Raw genomic sequence first — 15333 nt, forward strand, 5'->3', positions numbered from 1 at the left:
CATGGTGAAGATCGAATCGGTGCGTAAGCGCTTCGGGCGTCTCGAGGTGCTGAGGGGCGTCAGCCTCGACGTGGCGCCGGGTGGCGTCGTCTGCGTGGTCGGCCCTTCGGGTTCGGGCAAGTCCACGCTGCTGCGCTGCGTGAACCGCCTGGAGACGATCGACTCGGGACGCGTCTGGGTGGACGGTGAGCTCATCGGCTTCAGCGAGAAGGCGGGAAAGCTGCACCACCTGCGCCCTGAGGAGCTGTGCGGGCAGCGCCAGGAGATCGGGATGGTCTTCCAGCGCTTCCACCTGTTCCCGCACATGACCGCGCTGGAGAACGTCATGGAGGGCCCGCGCACGGTGAAGGGCGTCGCCCGGCAGGAGTCGAGACGGCAGGCGCTCGCGCTGCTCGACAGGGTGGGGCTCGCCGACAGGGCAGGGCACTATCCCAGCCAGCTGTCAGGTGGGCAGCAGCAGCGCGTGGCGATCGCGCGCAGCCTGGCCATGAACCCCAAGGTGATGCTCTTCGACGAGCCGACCAGCGCGCTCGACCCCGAACTCGTGCAGGAGGTGCTGCAGGTCATGCGCGACCTGGCGGCCAGCGGGATGACGATGATCGTGGTGACCCACGAGATGGGCTTCGCGAGGGAGGCGGGTGACCATCTGGTGTTCATAGACGACGGCGTGATCGTGGAGGAGGGGCCGCCGCGCGAGGTCCTGTCCAACCCTCGGCACGACCGTACCCGCGCCTTCCTCGGGCAGGTCCTGTGAACCTCGAGTTGCTGATCCGCGGGGGGCTCGTCGCCGACGGGACCGGCGCCCCCCTGCGCCCCGCCGACGTCGGCGTCGCGGCCGGTCGCGTCGTCCTGTTCCCCCGCGACCCCGTGGTCGCCGCCCAGGAGCGGGGCGCGGCCAGGGTGATCGAGGCCGAAGGGCTCGTGGTGGCCCCCGGCTTCATCGACGTGCACACCCACTCCGACGCCGTGACCCTGCTCGGCGAGCGGGGCAGGCAGCTGGCCGCCGCCCCCGTGCGGATGGGCGTCACCACAGAGATCTGCGGCAACTGCGGGTCCAGCCTCTTTCCCGCCCTGCCCGAGCGCGTTCCCGCCCTGCGCAGGTCCAGCAGGGCAGGCTTCGGCGGCGACATCCCGATCTTCCAGGACTACGGGGCGTTCGTGGAGGCGCACCGGCAGGCCCCGCGATCGAACCATCTCACCTCGCTCGTCGGGCACGGCACCCTCAGAGCGGGCGTGATGGGCTACGAGGACCGCCCCGCCACCGCCCGCGAGCTCGAGACCATGTGCGCCCTGCTCGACGAGGCGCTGGCGGCGGGCGCGGCGGGCCTGTCCACCGGCCTCATCTACACCCCCGGCACCTACGGCGACACCGCCGAGGTCGTCGCGCTGGCCAGGGTGGCCGCACGGTACGGCAGGCCGTACGTCACGCACCTGCGGGACGAGATGTCGCGCGTCGAGGAGGCGCTGGAGGAGGCGGTCGAGATCGCCAGGGCGAGCGGCGTCGCGCTCCACGTCAGCCACCACAAGACCGCCGGCAGGCACGGCTGGGGCAGGACAGAGCGCACCCTGCCGCGCATCGCGGCGCTGCGCGAGCAGGGCCTCGACATCACCTGCGACGTCTATCCCTACACCGAGGGCAGCACCTCACTGTCGGCGATGTTCCCCCCGTGGGCCAACGACGGCGGCACCGAGGCGCTGCTCGAGAGGCTGCGCGACAGGGCCGAGCGGGAGCGGATGCGCAGGGCCATCGCCGAGGGCGTGCCCGGCTGGGAGAACACCGTCGGCAACGGCGGATGGGACCGCATCTCGGTGGCGGGCGCCACCGGCCACCCCGAGGTGGAGGGCCGCACGATCGCCGAGCTGGGCGGCGACCCCTTCGACGCCGCCGCCGAGCTGCTGCTCGCCGAGCAGGGCGAGGTGACGATCATCAGTCACTCGATGCGCGAGGACGACGTCGTGCGCGTCCTCGCCAGCGAGTTCGCCATGATCGGCTCGGACGGCGTGCCCAAGCCCGGCCGTCCTCACCCTCGCCTGGCCGGCACCTTCCCGAGGGTCCTCGGCCGCTACTCCCGCGACCAGGCCCTGTTCCCCCTGGAGAAGGCCGTGCACAAGATGACCGGCATGGCGGCCGAGCGCTTCGGCCTCGACGGCAGGGGAGTGGTGCGCGACGGCGCCCACGCCGACCTGGTGCTCCTCGACCCCCGCACCGTGGCCGACGGCGCCACCTACACCGACCCGCTGCTGCCGCCCACCGGCCTGGCCGCGGTCGTCGTCGCGGGCGAGGTGGCCGTCGAGGACGGCACGCTCACCGCCAGGCGGCCAGGAAGGATCCTCGCCCTGTGAACGCCATCACGCTCGCCGTGGCGACACGCGACCTGCTCACGGGGGAGGCCCACGGCGTCAACGAGGACGTCGAGCTCCCTCTGGCCAGCGTCGGCAAGCTGCTGCTGCTTGCCGAGGTGGCGATGAGCATCGAGGGCGGCATCCTGGGCGCGGACGAGCCCGTCGAGCTGCTCGACGACGACTACTGCGCAGGGTCCGGACTGCTGACCTCGCTCGCGAACAGGGCGTGGACCGTCGGTGATCTCGCCCTGCTCACCGCCGCGATCAGCGACAACACCGCGACCAACGCGCTGCTGCGCAGGGTCGGCGTGGAGCGCGTCAACGCCGCGGCCGCCGCGCTCGGCCTGTCGAGGACCAGGCTGCTCGACCGCGTCAGGGAGCCCAGGGGCCCCGAGCACCCGCCGACCTTCGCCATCGGCACCGCGGCCGAACTGGTCTCGCTGGCCGTCCTGGTCAGCGGCGAGGAGGGCTGGCAGGTGCTCATGCGCGGCTGGATGCGGCAGAACACCGACCACAGCCTCGTGCCCGCTCTGGTCAGGCACGACCCCGAGGGCGGCTGGCTGGCCAACAAGACCGGCACGGACGACGGCGTCAGGACCGACGTCGGGATCATGTCAGGACGGGTGGCCTACGCGGTGCTCGCCTGCGGGCCGCCCGGCAGCGACCACGAGCTGGCCACCGCCGTACGGCAGGCGGGGCTGGCCATCGCCTCACCTGAGCGCGGGCTCCAGTGAGTTCCTGAGCTGGGCCGAGGCCGTGCGCAGATAGGCCAGGAACGAGATCGCGGCGGGGTTGGGGTTGGTCGGCCTTCGCGCGACGCCGATCCTGCGGAACAGGTTCGGCGTCGCCAGGCGGCAGATCTGCAGCCCCGAGGCGCCGTGCAGGCCGAGGCTCGGCACCAGCGCCACGCCGAGCCCGGCCCGCACGAGCCCGATGGTCACCTCGTAGTGGTCGCTGCGGCAGCGGATCTGCGGGGAGAAGCCCTCCAGGGTGCTGGCCCGCTCCAGGATCGACACGGGGTGGTCGGCGCCGAACGTCGTGATCCACGGCTCGTCGGCCAGCTCCGCCAGCCGTACCTTGGGCCGCAGTCCCGCGGGGTGGCCTGCGGGCACGACGAGCAGCTGCGGCTCGTCGAACAGGTGCACCACCTCCACCCCCTCGGGGCACTTCCACGGGTCGAGGGCGTGCTCGAAGACCACCAGCACGTCGAGCGCGCCGCGCTCCAGATCGGGCAGCAGCTCGTACGGCTGGCCCTCCACCAGGTCGAGCGCCACCTGTGGATACCTGGAGGCGAAGCGCGACAGCGCCAGGGGCAGCAGCCGGTAGCCCGCGGAGGCGAAGAAGCCGATGCGCAGCTCGCCCGCGTCCACCCTGGCCTGGGCGAGCAGATCCTTCTCCGCCGCCTCGATGATGTCCACGACCTCCTGCGCCCTGAGCGCCAGGCGACGGCCCGCCTCGGTGAGGCGCAGGCTCTGGGCGTTGCGCTCCACCAGCCCGACGCCCGCCTCCTGTTCCAGACGGGACAGCTGGTGGGAGACCGCCGAAGGAGAGAGCCTCAGCACCCTGGCCGCGCCCGCGATGCTCCCCGTCCTGAACACTTCGAGGAGCACCCGCAGGCGATTACTACTCAGCACGCCCCCAGGGTAGTGACCCTTTCCCGGGGAGCCTCGGCCGGTGACCGGGCCTACGTCCTGGAGGGGCCCTCCGAGATCACGACGTCGTGCCTGTCCTCCGGTGCCAGGAAGGCCAGCAGCCTGCCGGCCTCCTCGACCGCCTCGGCAGGGTCGAACGGCTCCCACCGGTGGATGGTCAGCGTCGTCGTCCCCTTCGCCCGAGCCGTCGTCCAGTCGCCCGCGGGGAACCCGTCCACCAGGATCGTCCTCGGCTGCACGTTGTAGGGGGCGAACCGCCTGACCAGGTCCACATGCTCGACCACCCTGGAGCGGTCCTCGTGGGAGAGGAAGAGGTTGTCGAAGTCGTACATGAACCGCACGGGCACCGGCAGATCCTCCGGCGGCAGCTCGGCGTCGGGAAGGTCGTACAGCACCCGCCCCGAGGGGTCGCGGTAGGTCACCAGGTCGAGCGACGAGACCACCTCCGACAGGCGCGTCAACCCCGACCACGTCTGCACGTCCTTCACCCCGGCAGGGCCGAAGGCCCTCAGGTAGCGCAGCACCAGCTCGCCGGGCGTCATCGCGGGCGTCTCGAACCCCAGCCACGACGCGGCGCTGGTGTGGGCGATCGGCCCGCTCCTGCCCCACACCCCTCGTGGCGGCACCTGTACCAGCGGCACCAGCCAGCGCACGCCCTGCCCGAGCGCGTGCTGGTCGTGGCCGGGCCAGCGCTCGCCCAGCGCCCTGCCCAGCGCGGCGAACGTCATCGGCCCCCGCTCCAGCAGCGAGCGCCCGAGCGCGGCCAGCTCGTCGAGGTCGACGCCCTCCAGCTTCCTGCCGAAGGTGGAGCGCGTCATGCGCTCGGTCACGACCTGCACCAGCGGCCGCATGGCCAGGCAGTCGCGGGCGCTCACCAGGTGGATGGTCGAACGCTGGAGCGCGATGCGGACGATCTGCCTGCTCTCGAGCAGTTCGGCGGCGTCCTCGGGGCGGAAGTCCTCGATGCGGTTCCACAGGCCCGTGTACCAGGAGTGCGGGGTCTGCGCCTGCAGCCCCACCACGTGCTCGATGACCTCGATGACCGGCCTGGTGGTTCTGGTGATCAGGAGCTGCCTGTCGAGGGTGGCCCTGTTGAGAGCGCGGCGGCTGAGGACGGGATCCATGAGCGCAACCCTAGAGCCGCTCAGGAACACATCCCGCCGGGATAGGGCGTTTCAGGGAAAAGCCGCTTCCAGCCCTCTTCGTCCAGCGCGCCTCCCGCCTTGGCGCACACCGCCTTCGCGGTCATGGAGGGGTCGACGGGGCTCTCGCGCACGGTGCCGTCCTTCAGCAGCCCGATCAGGCGGGTCCCGTCGGCGCTGAAGGCGACGTCGGCGACGTCCTGCCCCAGCGGCACCCTGCTGATCTCGTGCAGCGTGGCCGCGTCCCACAGCGAGGTGTACTCACCCGTCATCGCGACCAGCTTGCCGTCGGGGGAGAACCTGATGCCGGTGCCGTACCCGGACGCCTTCATGACCGGCCGCTTCGGCCAGGTGGACAGCTCCCACACGAAGAAGAAGTCGGCGTCGGTGATGAAGGCGCCCCATCGGCTGTCGGGGCTGAAGGCGGTGGCGACGGTGCTGCCGCCTCCTGTCTCCTTGACGGTGCCGGTCGCCAGCTCGACCACGTCATCACCGGCGAACAGCCGCCTGCCGTCGGGCGTGAAGGCCAGCGGCGTCCTGGTCGTGTCGAGGGGGCCCTTGACCTGCCTGCCCTCGGGGACACTCCACAGCCTCAGCCCACCGTCACCGGAGGTGGCGAGCAGCTCGCCGTCGGGCGACAGCGCCACGGCGAAGACCTGCCCTGTCGGCACCTCGGCGACCCTCTCGCGCGTGCCGACGTCCCAGACGGTGGTGGCCGGCTCTCCCGCCACGGCCAGCAGTCTGCCGCGCGCGTCGAAGGACAGCTCGCCCGCGACGGGCAGCTCGCCGAGAGGTCTGCGCGCCTCGACGTCGTAGAGCCTGGTCGAGGACTCCGCCCCGATCGCGGCGATCCTGCCGTCGGGCGAGAGCAGGCGCTGGGCGGGGGCGTACGCGGACTGCGTGGTGGCGCTCAGCGCCACGGTCTCCTGCCGGGGAGCATCGGTGAGCACGTCGGAGACGTCGAGCGACAGCACCCTGCCGCCCTCGGCGGTGTAGCGGAGGGCCCTTCCGTCGGCGGAGAAGGCGAAGTCTCCTGTCGCCTTCTCGGCAGGGAAGGTGCCGAGCAGCCGGCCCTCACGGACCTCCCACAGGCGGACCTCCTGGCCGATCTCCGGTTCGTCCGGCTGCCGCTGTTCGGGCGGCCGCGGGGAGGGCGCGTCCGTCACAGGGCCGCTCCGTGCGCGCGTCGCGGGGTCGACCTCCTCGGGTTCGAGCGGCTCGAGCAGGTGGCGGCCGTCAGGTGAGAAGACCAGCGGGCCCCAGACGCCGGTCCTGCGTTCGGCCAGGCTGAGGGTGGCCGCGGGCTCGCCTGTGACGGTGCGGAGGACCAGCCCGCCCTCGCCGCCACCGATCACCAGCAGGCGGCCGTCGGGGCTGAACGCCGTGGTGGGCGGGTACTCGATCCGCATCGTGCTGACGGACGGCCGCGTCGTACGGGCGTAGAGGCGCCTGCGCCGGTCGAGATCCCACACCACGACCTCGCCCGTCACCGAGGACACCGCCGCCCAGCGGCCGTCGGGGGAGGTGGTGATCGCCCTGTCCGTCACGTCGAGCAAGGGGCCGCCGCCACCGCCCGCGTCACCGCCCGCTCGGTAGAGCCTGGTGCGGAAGCCGTTCGAGATTGACACAAGCTCGCCCCTCGCGTGGAGCGCGGGCTTGCCGCCAGGCCACTCGCCCTCGATCTCGGCGCCCGACTCGAGGTTCCACATGCGCACCGCGGCCTCGTCGCCCGCGGCGTAGACCCTGCCGTCGCCGGTGAGGGAGGTCCAGGCGTCGGCGGGCACGGGAAGCCGGTGCTCGGCCGTCCGCCGCTCGGTGGACAGGTCCCATACCTCCACCTGGTCGGAGCGCTGCTTGAGCAGGCTCTTCCCGTCGTCGGCCAGCCGGTAGGCGGCTCCGCCGCTCTGCCCGGGGTCGGTGAAGGCGCCCAGGTCGGTCTGGCCGAGTGAGCGCTGCAGGGCGTTGCGCGCCTCGGGCACGGGGGCGAGCCTCCACGCCGCCACGCTGAGCTTCATCGCGGTCCTGGGGTCGGCGCTGCGCAGGCTCTCGGCCCGCGCCGCCACCGTCCGCGCGACCGTCTCCGCCGTCTCGTGCCGGCGCTCCGCGCCCTGCCGTACGGTCACGGCCGTGACGCCAGCACCATGGCCACGCAGGCGGCCAGGCCCGCGACCATGGCCCTGCGTACCAGTTTCCGCCTCCTGAACGGAGTGACATCCTCCGACCATGAGCGCAGCCTCGGCCATGCGTGGAACAGCGCGGGGCTGACCGGGCCTATCGAGTCGTCGGCGACCGCCACCAGGCGGCCCTCAGGGCGGTCGGAGGGAGGGACGGCGATGCTCCGCCGTACGAGCAGGCCCGCCTCGGTCAGCGCGGCGACCACGGGCTCGTCCTCGACCTCGGCCAGAGTGAGCCTGCCCGGCTCGCGCATGCGCAGCAGCAGCTCGGGCAGCGCGCTCTGCTGCTCGGGCGGCAGCTCCTGGTAGACCTGCTCGGCCACCTCGCCGAGCGGGCGGGGGCCCGGCAGGTCCTCGGGCGGCCTGATCTCGGCGGCCAGGTGCGCGCCCACCGCGGGCTCGGCGCTGCCGGTCAGCCCGATCAGCAGCTCGCGCGCCGTGGGGCGGTCCTCGGGCCGCTTGGCCAGCGCCCTGGCGGCCATCGACCTGAGCGGTTCAGGCAGGTCGCCGACGTCGGGGTCGACGGTCAGCACCGCGTGCATGAGCTCGCCCAGGCTCTCCGCGGCGAAGGGGTCGCGCCCCGTCGCCGCGAACAGGACGGTCGCGCCCCAGGAGAAGACGTCGGCCGGCGCGCCGGCCTCGCTGTCGGTGAAGACCTCGGGAGCGGGGCCCTGCGTCCGCGCCGTGCCCACCCCTGTGACCTTGGGCCCCTCAGGGCCGAGCAGCAGGGAGTCGGGCCCCAGGTGGCGATGGGCCGCCCCCGCGTCGTGGATGGCGACCAGCGCCGTGGCCAGCGCCACGGCCAGCCGGTGCAGCCGGTCGCCGGCGTAGGGGCCGGCGTGCGCCACGGCCTCACGCAGGCTCGGGCCCTGCACGAACTCGCTGACCACGTAGCCGGGCCCCGACTCCACCACCCTGGCCACGCAGTGCGGCGCGACCGACGGCGCCCTGCCGCGCGCCATCTTGATCACAAAACGTCTGCCGCCACTGTCGTAGGCGTCGAAGCACGAGCCGAGCCGCCCGGCCAGCCAGTAGCCACCCAGCCGGTCCGGATCCCCCGGGAGCAAACGCGTCGTCACGGCAGCTTAGATGCGCCAATCCCAGGTTTGGTTGTGACCCATTCCTCGCGCAGCACCGACATCACGATCTCGTCGTGCCACCGGCCCTCCCACAGCAGGGCGTCGCGCAGCACGCCTTCCTGGACGAAACCCACCTTCTTGTACACGTGGAGAGCTCGCTCGTTGAAGGCGTAGACGCCCAGGCTGACGCGGTGCAGCGGGGTGGTGGCGAAGGCGTGGTCGAGCACCAGCCTGATCGCCTCGGTGCCGAAGCCCCTGCCGGGCCTGGTCAGCATGATCCGCAGGTTGCAGGAGAGATTGTCGGCGTCGAGCTCGTTCAGCACGATCTCGCCCACGTACTCCTCGTCGTGGCAGACGGCCAGGTCGAGACGGTCGGCGTGGTCCTTGCGGGTGGCGTACCACTGGGCCAGGGCAGCCGGCTCGTCCGCGCCGGCGTGCGAGCCGGTCAGCCGCTGGAGCTCGGGGTCACGCACGCCCTCGAGCAGACCTGCGACGTGCTCGGGGCCGACGGGGCGGAGCGTGACCAGCTCCCCGACGAGGGTGGGTTTGGTGGCGAACATGCGTCTTGGGTATCACATGGCGTCAAGCGCTTTGTCGGCCGCTTCCTGGGGAAGCGTCGAGGTCACGTCCACGCGCAGGTCGGCGATCTGCCTGAAGTACGGGTCGCGGCGGGCCTTCATCAGAGCGGGGTCGAAGTCGGGGCGGTGGTCGCTCGACTTCATCCGCTGGGCCAGCACCTCGGGCGTCGCGTCCAGCCAGATCACGAACGCCCGCTTGAGCGCCTCGCGCACCTCCGGGCGTTCGACGGTGCTGGCGGCCGCGGTGATCACCTGGTTCTCGCCCAGGGCGCTCAGGACGTGCTCGGCCTCCCGCTCGTGCAGGACGCCGGCGCCCTCCTCCTTCGCGATCTCGGCGGCGCTCCTGCCGTACCGCTCCCTGAGATAGGGGTCACTGTCGCTCATCGGCACGCCGAGGGCCTGCGCGAGCAGCAGCGCCACGGTGGTCTTGCCCGAGCCCATCAGCCCGACGACGACGACGGGTTTGTTTCTCGACATGGGGATAGAAGTTTCCTTGGCTTTAGGGAGGTATTCCATGACCATCGCCGGAAGCATTTTCCTCATCATGCTCGGCGCCGTGCTCACGTGGGCTGTCGACTGGGACGTCGCCGGCCTGGACATCAACGTCGTGGGCGTCATCCTCATGCTGGGCGGCATCGCTCTGATGCTGTTCGGTCTCTACAGGGTCAGGGTGACGCGGGAGATCGTGGCTCCGGTGGAGACGGAGAGGGACAGGACAACGGTCTACGAGGAGCGACGCTACACCGATCCTCCGACGATCTAGAACAGCGGGAAAGGGGGCTGTCATGCCAGCACGCCAGGAGATGCCGTCGACCATCGCCAGGTCCCCCAAGAAGGCGCAGGAGACGTGGATCAAGGCCCACGACTCGGCCGTCGAGACCTACGGCGAAGGTGAGCGGGCCCACCGGACCGCCTTCTCGGCCTTGAAGCACTCCTTCGAGAAGGTCGGCGACCACTGGGAGCCGAAGGCGCGCAAGGGTCCCTCTGACAAGGGCGCGACCGACCGCTCAGGACGGACCGACGAAGGCGTGGACGCCAACGCCAGCAAGGTACACCTGTACGGCGTGGCCGCCAGGCTCGGCGTCAGAGGGCGCTCCAGGATGACCAAGTCCGAGCTGGTCGAAGCCATCAAGAAGGCCAACAGGCGCGAGAGCGCCAAGTCGCGCTGAAAGCCAGGGGGATCCCGACATTCACCGGGATCCCCCTGGCTTTCAGAGCAGCCGCCTGACCGCGGCCACGATCGCGTCCCTTCCGATCCCCGCGTCGGCCAGCTGCTCTCCAGGGGCGGCGGAGCCGGGCATCCCTCGCACCGCGAGCTTGACCACGCGGGGGCCCAGCTCCGAAACCGCCTCCAGCACGGCGTCCCCCAGCCCGCCCTCGGGCCGGTGATCCTCGACCGTGATGAGATTGCCCGTCGTGGTGGCCGCCTCGTTCAGCACCGCCCTGTCGACGGGCTTGACGGAGTACATGTCCACCACCCCGACGGAGATGCCCTCCTGCTTCAGCAGGTCGGCCGCGGCCAGCGCCTCGTGCACGGTGATCCCCGCCGCGACGATGGTGGCCCTGTCGTCGGAGGCGTGCCGCAGCACCCTCGACCCGCCGACGGGGAACCTCTCGCCCGGCTCGTAGATGACAGGGGTCTCGCCTCGCGTGGTCCGCAGGTAGGAGATTCCTGAGATGTCGGCCATCTCGGCGACCAGCGCGGCGGTCTGGTTGGCGTCGCACGGGTACAGCACGGTGGTGCCGTGGAGCGCGCGCAGCATCGCCATGTCCTCGAGCCCCATCTGGGAGGGGCCGTCCTCGCCGATCGACACCCCCGCGTGCGAGCCGATCAGCCGCAGGTCGGCGCCGCTGATCGCGGCCATCCTGATGAAGTCGTAGGCCCTGGTGAGGAAGGCGGCGAACGTCGCCGCGTACGGCACCCAGCCGCGCACCTGCAGGCCGACGGCCGTGGCGATCATCTCCTGCTCGGCGATGTAGCACTCGAAGAAGCGCTCGGGGAAGGCGTGGGCGAACTCCTCCGTCTTGGTGGAGTCGGCCACCTCGCCGTCGAGCGCCACCACGTCGCCACGGGCCGCGCCGAGCGCCTTCAGCGCCGCGCCGTACGCGCTGCGGGTGGCCGCCTTCTCCCCGAGGGGATAGGAGGGCAGCGCCAGTGGCCCGCCGGTGAAGGTGTGCGGAGGGCGGGAGACCTCGGGCGGGCTGACCTTGACGGTGACGCCTCTCTCGCCGCCCAGCTCCACGATCGCGTGCTCGGCGTCCTTCAGCGGCTTGCCGTGCGCGCCCTCGCGGTTGTCCACGTCGTTGACGCCCTCGCCCTTGCGGGTGCGGGCCAGGATGACGGTCGGCCGCCTGCGGGTGTTCCTGGCGTCGCCGAGAGCGAAGTCGATCTGGCCGGGGTCGTGCCCGTCCACCTCGATCGTGTGCCAGCCGAAGGCGCCGAACCTGCGCGCGTACGCGCCGGTGTCCCACCCGTGCCTGGTGGGTCCCTGCTGACCGAGGCGGTTGACGTCCACGATCGCGGTGATGTTGGAGAGCCCCTCGTGACCCGCGTGCTCGGCGGCCTCCCAGATCGAGCCCTCCGCCAGCTCGCTGTCTCCGCACAGCACCCACACGTGGTACGGCAGGCGGTCGAGGCGCCGGCCCGCCAGGGCCACGCCCACGCCCACGGGCAGCCCCTGGCCAAGGGAGCCCGTGGCCACGTCCACCCAGGGAAGGCGCGGCGTCGGGTGCCCCTCCAGCCGGCTGCCCCTCTTCCTGAAGGTCAGCATCTCCTCGTCGGTGATGGCGCCGGCCGCCTTGTAGAGCGCGTAGAGCAGGGGAGAGGCGTGCCCCTTGGAGAAGATCAGATGGTCGTTGGCGGGATTGTCAGGGTGATCGAAGTCGTATCTGAGGTGGTGGGCGAACAGGACGGCCATGAGGTCGGCCGCCGACATCGACGAGGTCGGATGGCCTGAGCCTGCGGCGTCGGAGCTCCGCACCGAGTCCACCCGTAGTTGCATGGCCAACTCACACAAGTACTGAACATCCCGCTCGGGCATCGGTCCTCCTAGGGTTTCCCGCCGCCTACCCCGCCCGGCTCTCGCTATGTCAGCGGCGCGCCAGTGTCACCTGCGCAGCGCGCGAGCGGCCAGGGCGCCCGCCGCCGCGGCGCCCAGTGTGACGAGGACAGGCCCGCGGTGCTGGGACAGCCAGAGCTGCGCGCTGTGAGCGTGCGACCTGTCGTCGAAGCTCCCGTGCGCCCCGTAGTCGTGCTCCTCGTCGGCCGGCTCCCAGAGGTTGGCCACGCCCGTCGGCGGTTTGTCGGTCGCGACCTGCGAGGACTTGCCCGTTCTCGCCAGGTACCGGTCGACGAGCCCCGGCGCGAAGCGCTGGCCGAGCAGGGTGAGCGCCGTGGAGGAGCCGACCCAGTACTCCCTGCGCTCGGGATGGTCGGCGGCGTGGACCAGGGCCCGCGCCGCGACCTCCGGCTGGAAGATCGGCGCCACCGGCTGCGGATGCCGCCGCAGCCGCGACAGCACCCAGTCGAACTGCGGCGTGTTCAGCGCAGGCAGCTGGACCATGCACACCCGAACCCCGCTGTCCTCGGCCATCAGCTCGGTGCGCACCGACTCGGTGAACCCCTTGATCGCGTGCTTGGCGCCGCAGTAGGCCGACTGCAACGGGATCCCCCTGTAGGCCAGGGCGGACCCGGCCTGGATCACGACGCCCTTGCCGCGCGGGCGCATCAGGTCGAGCGCCACCTTGGTGCCCCACACGTAGCCGAGGTAGGTCACCGCCGTGGTCCGCTCGAACTCCTCGGGGGTCACCTCGGAGAAGGGCGCGAACACCGACGAGAAGGCGACGTTCATCCACACGTCGATCGGCCCGAGGTCGCGCTCGACGCCCTCGGCGGCCTGCCGTACCTCCTCGTAGGAGGAGACGTCGGCGGGATAGACCACCCCCGCGCCGCCCGCGGCGCCCACGTCGACCGCGGCGGCGGCCAGTCCGGTCGTGCCCCTGGCGATCAGCGCGACGGAGTCGCCGCGCGCGCCGAGCTCACGCGCCACCGCTCTGCCCACACCACCGCTCGCCCCCGTGACCACCACCACGCGAGACGAGCGCATCAACCCGCCTCTCCCGCGCCACGCTCCTTCTGCCGCCTGACGGCCAGCACGATGTCCACGATGGTGGCCACGACCAGCACGCCCGCCACGATGGCCAGCCAGCCGATCCCCGCGATGATGCTGATCGCGCCGATCGCGAAGAGGAAGACCAGAATGAAGGAGCCCGCCCTGATGTGGACGACATCACGGGGAGTCGAAGGAACCATGGGCTTGCCGGAAGAGGAGTGCTCTTCGGGACGGTAGTCATCGTCATGCATGTGCGTCCCCTGCCCGTGCTGTTTGCTGCATAACGTGCCGGGTAGCCGGGCCACGTGCACCCCAGTGACCAGAACGAGCCTGGAATCAGACGCAGGCGCAGGGGGCGGGGGTTCAGCTACTCCTATCCCGACGGGCGTCCCGTGCGCGATCAGGCCACGCTGCGCAGGATCAGGGAGCTGGTGCTCCGGCCTGGAAGGACGTCTGGATCTGCCGCTCGCCCGACGGGCACCTGCAGGCCGCGGGCACCGACTCCGCGGGGCGGCGGCAGTACCGCTATCACGACGAGTGGCGCGCCCAGCAGGACCGGATCAAGTTCGACAGGGTGCTGGAGATGGCCGAGCGGCTGCCGGCCTTCAGGAAGGTCGTCCAGGAGCAGCTGGAGAGCAAGGGGCTGACCAGGGAGCGGGTGCTCGCGGCGGCCGCGCGGCTGCTGGACGTCGGCTTCTTCAGGGTGGGCGGCGAGGAGTACGAGTCGTACGGCTTGGCCACGCTCAGGATGGACCACGTCAGCTGCGCGAACGGCAGTGTCGTCTTCTGCTATCCCGCCAAGGGCGACATCCCCCGCGAGGTGCGCGTCACCGACGCCTCGGCCTGCAAGGTGATCAGGTCGCTGAAGGCGCTCAGGCACGACGGGGAGCTGCTGCGCTACCGCGACGAGAACGGGTGGGTGGACGTCCGCAGCTCCGACATCAACGACTACGTGCGCGAGACGCTCGGCTGCGAGGCGACGGCCAAGGACTTCCGCACCTGGCACGGCACCGTGCTCGCCGCCGTCGGCCTGGCCCGCACGCCGAACGTGAGCGAGGTGATGCGGGAGGTGGCCGAGTACCTGGGAAACACCCCCGCCGTCGCCCGCGCCTCCTACGTGGATCCGCGGGTGATCGAGGCCTTCGAGCAGGGCAGGACGATCGGGCAGGGAGACCCGGAGAAGGCGGTCATCGAGCTGATCAGAGCCGTTTGACCGGTTCGGCAGCGGGCATGCGAGCGATTTGACGAAGGAGGAAGCGATGGAGGCTCCGCAGTACGTCGCGGCGCGTGTCCAGCGGGCGCTCGCCGAGGACGACAGGACCCATGAGCTGGGCATCCGCGTCGACGTGCGTGGGGATCAGCTGTTCCTGCGCGGCCAGGTCACCGGCGAGGAACACAGGCGGCAGATGGAGAGGGTCGCTCAGGAGGCCGCGCCCGAGCTGCATGTCCACAACGAGCTCCAGGTCGTGCAGGTCCGAGAGCCCGGAGAGGATGAGCATCTTGACTGAGCTCCGTATCGCGGCCGTGGGTGACGTGCACCTGGGCGACGACGTGCAGGGCAAGTATCGTGCCCGGTTGACCGGAATCGAGGACAGGGCCGACGTCCTGCTGCTGGCGGGCGACCTCACCAGGCACGGGACGATAGCGGAGGGCAGGCTGGTCGGCCAGGAGTTCCGCGACCTGCCGGTTCCCGTCGTGGCCGTGCTCGGCAACCACGACTACCACTCCGACCTGCAGTACGAGATCATGAGCGAGCTGCGCGACAACGGCATCATCGTGCTCGACGACGAGTCGGCCGTCATCACCTGCCGCGGCGCGCGGCTGGGCGTGGTGGGCGGCAAGGGCTTCGGCGGCGGCTTCGCGGGCAAGTGCGCCAGCGAGTTCGGCGAGCGCGAGATCAAGAACTTCGTCCACCACACCAGGGGCATCGCCGACAGCTGGCAGCGCGCGCTGAAGGAGCTCGACACCGACTACAAGGTCGTGCTCTCGCACTACTCGCCGGTCAAGGAGACCCTGGAGGGCGAGCCGCTGGAGATCTACCCCTTCCTCGGCAGCTACCTGCTGGCCGAGGCCGTCGACACGGTCGGGGCCGATCTCATCCTGCACGGCCACGCGCACAAGGGCGCGGAGAAGGGCATGACACCGGGCGGCATCAGGGTGCGCAACGTGGCGCTGCCGGTGCTGGGCAGGGCCTACGGCATCTACTGCCTGAGTGAGTCCGACTCATGTTAGGTCTTGACCGAGCGGTGGCTC

Annotated in this window: 17 protein-coding genes and 1 pseudogene; 9 read left to right on the plus strand and 9 right to left on the minus strand. The window is 71.2% G+C overall.

Annotation, left to right across the window (positions count from 1 at the left end; genetic code table 11):
• Position 1 precedes the first annotated feature (1 nt).
• From ABFX50_RS37370 to ABFX50_RS37380, 3 genes are read left to right on the plus strand one after another with little or no spacing between them, the layout of a single operon-like run.
• Positions 2-754: an amino acid ABC transporter ATP-binding protein gene (locus ABFX50_RS37370; RefSeq protein WP_183656627.1), complete on the plus strand. Its 753-nt coding sequence runs from the start codon at positions 2-4 to the stop codon at positions 752-754.
• The gene (locus tag ABFX50_RS37375) at positions 751-2343 is read left to right on the plus strand and encodes an N-acyl-D-amino-acid deacylase family protein (protein WP_346153284.1); all 1593 of its coding nucleotides are present in this window, start codon (positions 751-753) and stop codon (positions 2341-2343) included. The genes ABFX50_RS37370 and ABFX50_RS37375 overlap by 4 nt, the downstream gene beginning before the upstream one ends.
• The gene (locus tag ABFX50_RS37380) at positions 2340-3077 is read left to right on the plus strand and encodes a serine hydrolase (RefSeq protein ID WP_346153286.1); all 738 of its coding nucleotides are present in this window, start codon (positions 2340-2342) and stop codon (positions 3075-3077) included. The genes ABFX50_RS37375 and ABFX50_RS37380 overlap by 4 nt, the downstream gene beginning before the upstream one ends.
• Here ABFX50_RS37380 and ABFX50_RS37385 read toward each other — a convergent pair.
• Genes ABFX50_RS37385 through ABFX50_RS37410 form a run of 6 tightly spaced genes read right to left on the minus strand, consistent with a single transcriptional unit; the run spans position 3054 to position 9445 of the window.
• A complete protein-coding gene (locus ABFX50_RS37385; RefSeq protein ID WP_346129821.1) occupies positions 3054-3977 on the minus strand; it encodes a LysR family transcriptional regulator in 924 nt (307 codons plus the stop codon). The genes ABFX50_RS37380 and ABFX50_RS37385 overlap by 24 nt on opposite strands.
• Positions 3978-4027: 50 nt before the next feature.
• Positions 4028-5119 (minus strand): winged helix DNA-binding domain-containing protein, encoded by a 1092-nt coding sequence (locus tag ABFX50_RS37390; protein ID WP_346153288.1) that lies wholly within the window; start codon positions 5117-5119, stop codon positions 4028-4030.
• A gap of 20 nt (positions 5120-5139) precedes the next feature.
• On the minus strand, positions 5140-7260 hold the full coding sequence (locus ABFX50_RS37395; RefSeq protein WP_346153290.1) for a WD40 repeat domain-containing protein: 2121 nt from the start codon (positions 7258-7260) through the stop codon (positions 5140-5142).
• Complete coding sequence (locus ABFX50_RS37400; protein WP_346153291.1) at positions 7257-8390, minus strand: protein kinase domain-containing protein; 1134 nt, start codon at positions 8388-8390, stop codon at positions 7257-7259. Before ABFX50_RS37400 ends, ABFX50_RS37395 begins: the two co-directional genes overlap by 4 nt.
• Positions 8387-8950 (minus strand): GNAT family N-acetyltransferase, encoded by a 564-nt coding sequence (locus ABFX50_RS37405; RefSeq protein ID WP_346153293.1) that lies wholly within the window; start codon positions 8948-8950, stop codon positions 8387-8389. The genes ABFX50_RS37400 and ABFX50_RS37405 overlap by 4 nt, the downstream gene beginning before the upstream one ends.
• Positions 8951-8962: 12 nt before the next feature.
• Positions 8963-9445, minus strand: coding sequence for a shikimate kinase (locus ABFX50_RS37410; protein ID WP_183656641.1), 483 nt, complete (start codon positions 9443-9445; stop codon positions 8963-8965).
• 37 nt (positions 9446-9482) lie between these two features.
• On the opposite strand from ABFX50_RS37410, the gene ABFX50_RS37415 reads away from it, so the two are divergent.
• Both ABFX50_RS37415 and ABFX50_RS37420 read left to right on the plus strand, forming a co-directional pair.
• A complete protein-coding gene (locus tag ABFX50_RS37415) occupies positions 9483-9731 on the plus strand; it encodes a DUF6458 family protein (RefSeq protein ID WP_183656643.1) in 249 nt (82 codons plus the stop codon).
• Positions 9732-9753: 22 nt separating this feature from the next.
• Positions 9754-10137, plus strand: a complete 384-nt coding sequence (locus ABFX50_RS37420) for a ChaB family protein (protein ID WP_346153296.1) — start codon at positions 9754-9756, stop codon at positions 10135-10137.
• A 42-nt stretch (positions 10138-10179) separates the two neighbouring features.
• Here the strand turns inward: ABFX50_RS37420 and ABFX50_RS37425 are convergent, their stop codons facing one another.
• The 3 genes from ABFX50_RS37425 to ABFX50_RS37435 form a co-directional block, all read right to left on the minus strand.
• Positions 10180-12009 carry a transketolase gene (locus tag ABFX50_RS37425; protein WP_346153298.1) on the minus strand — a complete coding sequence of 610 codons (1830 nt, stop codon included), beginning with the start codon at positions 12007-12009 and terminating at the stop codon, positions 10180-10182.
• Positions 12010-12075: 66 nt separating this feature from the next.
• Positions 12076-13074, minus strand: coding sequence for an SDR family oxidoreductase (locus ABFX50_RS37430; protein ID WP_346153299.1), 999 nt, complete (start codon positions 13072-13074; stop codon positions 12076-12078).
• On the minus strand, positions 13074-13331 hold the full coding sequence (locus tag ABFX50_RS37435) for a hypothetical protein (protein WP_183656655.1): 258 nt from the start codon (positions 13329-13331) through the stop codon (positions 13074-13076). The genes ABFX50_RS37430 and ABFX50_RS37435 overlap by 1 nt, the downstream gene beginning before the upstream one ends.
• Positions 13332-13472: 141 nt before the next feature.
• Between ABFX50_RS37435 and ABFX50_RS37440 the strand changes: the two are divergent.
• The 4 genes and pseudogenes from ABFX50_RS37440 to ABFX50_RS37455 all read left to right on the plus strand — a co-directional run.
• Positions 13473-13522 (plus strand): annotated as a pseudogene (locus ABFX50_RS37440) (hypothetical protein); the annotation flags it as partial.
• Between the two features lie 141 nt (positions 13523-13663).
• Complete coding sequence (locus ABFX50_RS37445; RefSeq protein ID WP_346153438.1) at positions 13664-14293, plus strand: DNA topoisomerase IB; 630 nt, start codon at positions 13664-13666, stop codon at positions 14291-14293.
• A 46-nt stretch (positions 14294-14339) separates the two neighbouring features.
• Positions 14340-14588 carry a BON domain-containing protein gene (locus ABFX50_RS37450; RefSeq protein ID WP_183656660.1) on the plus strand — a complete coding sequence of 83 codons (249 nt, stop codon included), beginning with the start codon at positions 14340-14342 and terminating at the stop codon, positions 14586-14588.
• A complete protein-coding gene (locus ABFX50_RS37455) occupies positions 14572-15312 on the plus strand; it encodes a metallophosphoesterase family protein (RefSeq protein ID WP_183656662.1) in 741 nt (246 codons plus the stop codon). Before ABFX50_RS37450 ends, ABFX50_RS37455 begins: the two co-directional genes overlap by 17 nt.
• Positions 15313-15333: the final 21 nt, after the last annotated feature.

This window comes from Nonomuraea recticatena (assembly GCF_039533245.1).
GTDB classification, from domain to species: domain Bacteria; phylum Actinomycetota; class Actinomycetes; order Streptosporangiales; family Streptosporangiaceae; genus Nonomuraea; species Nonomuraea roseola.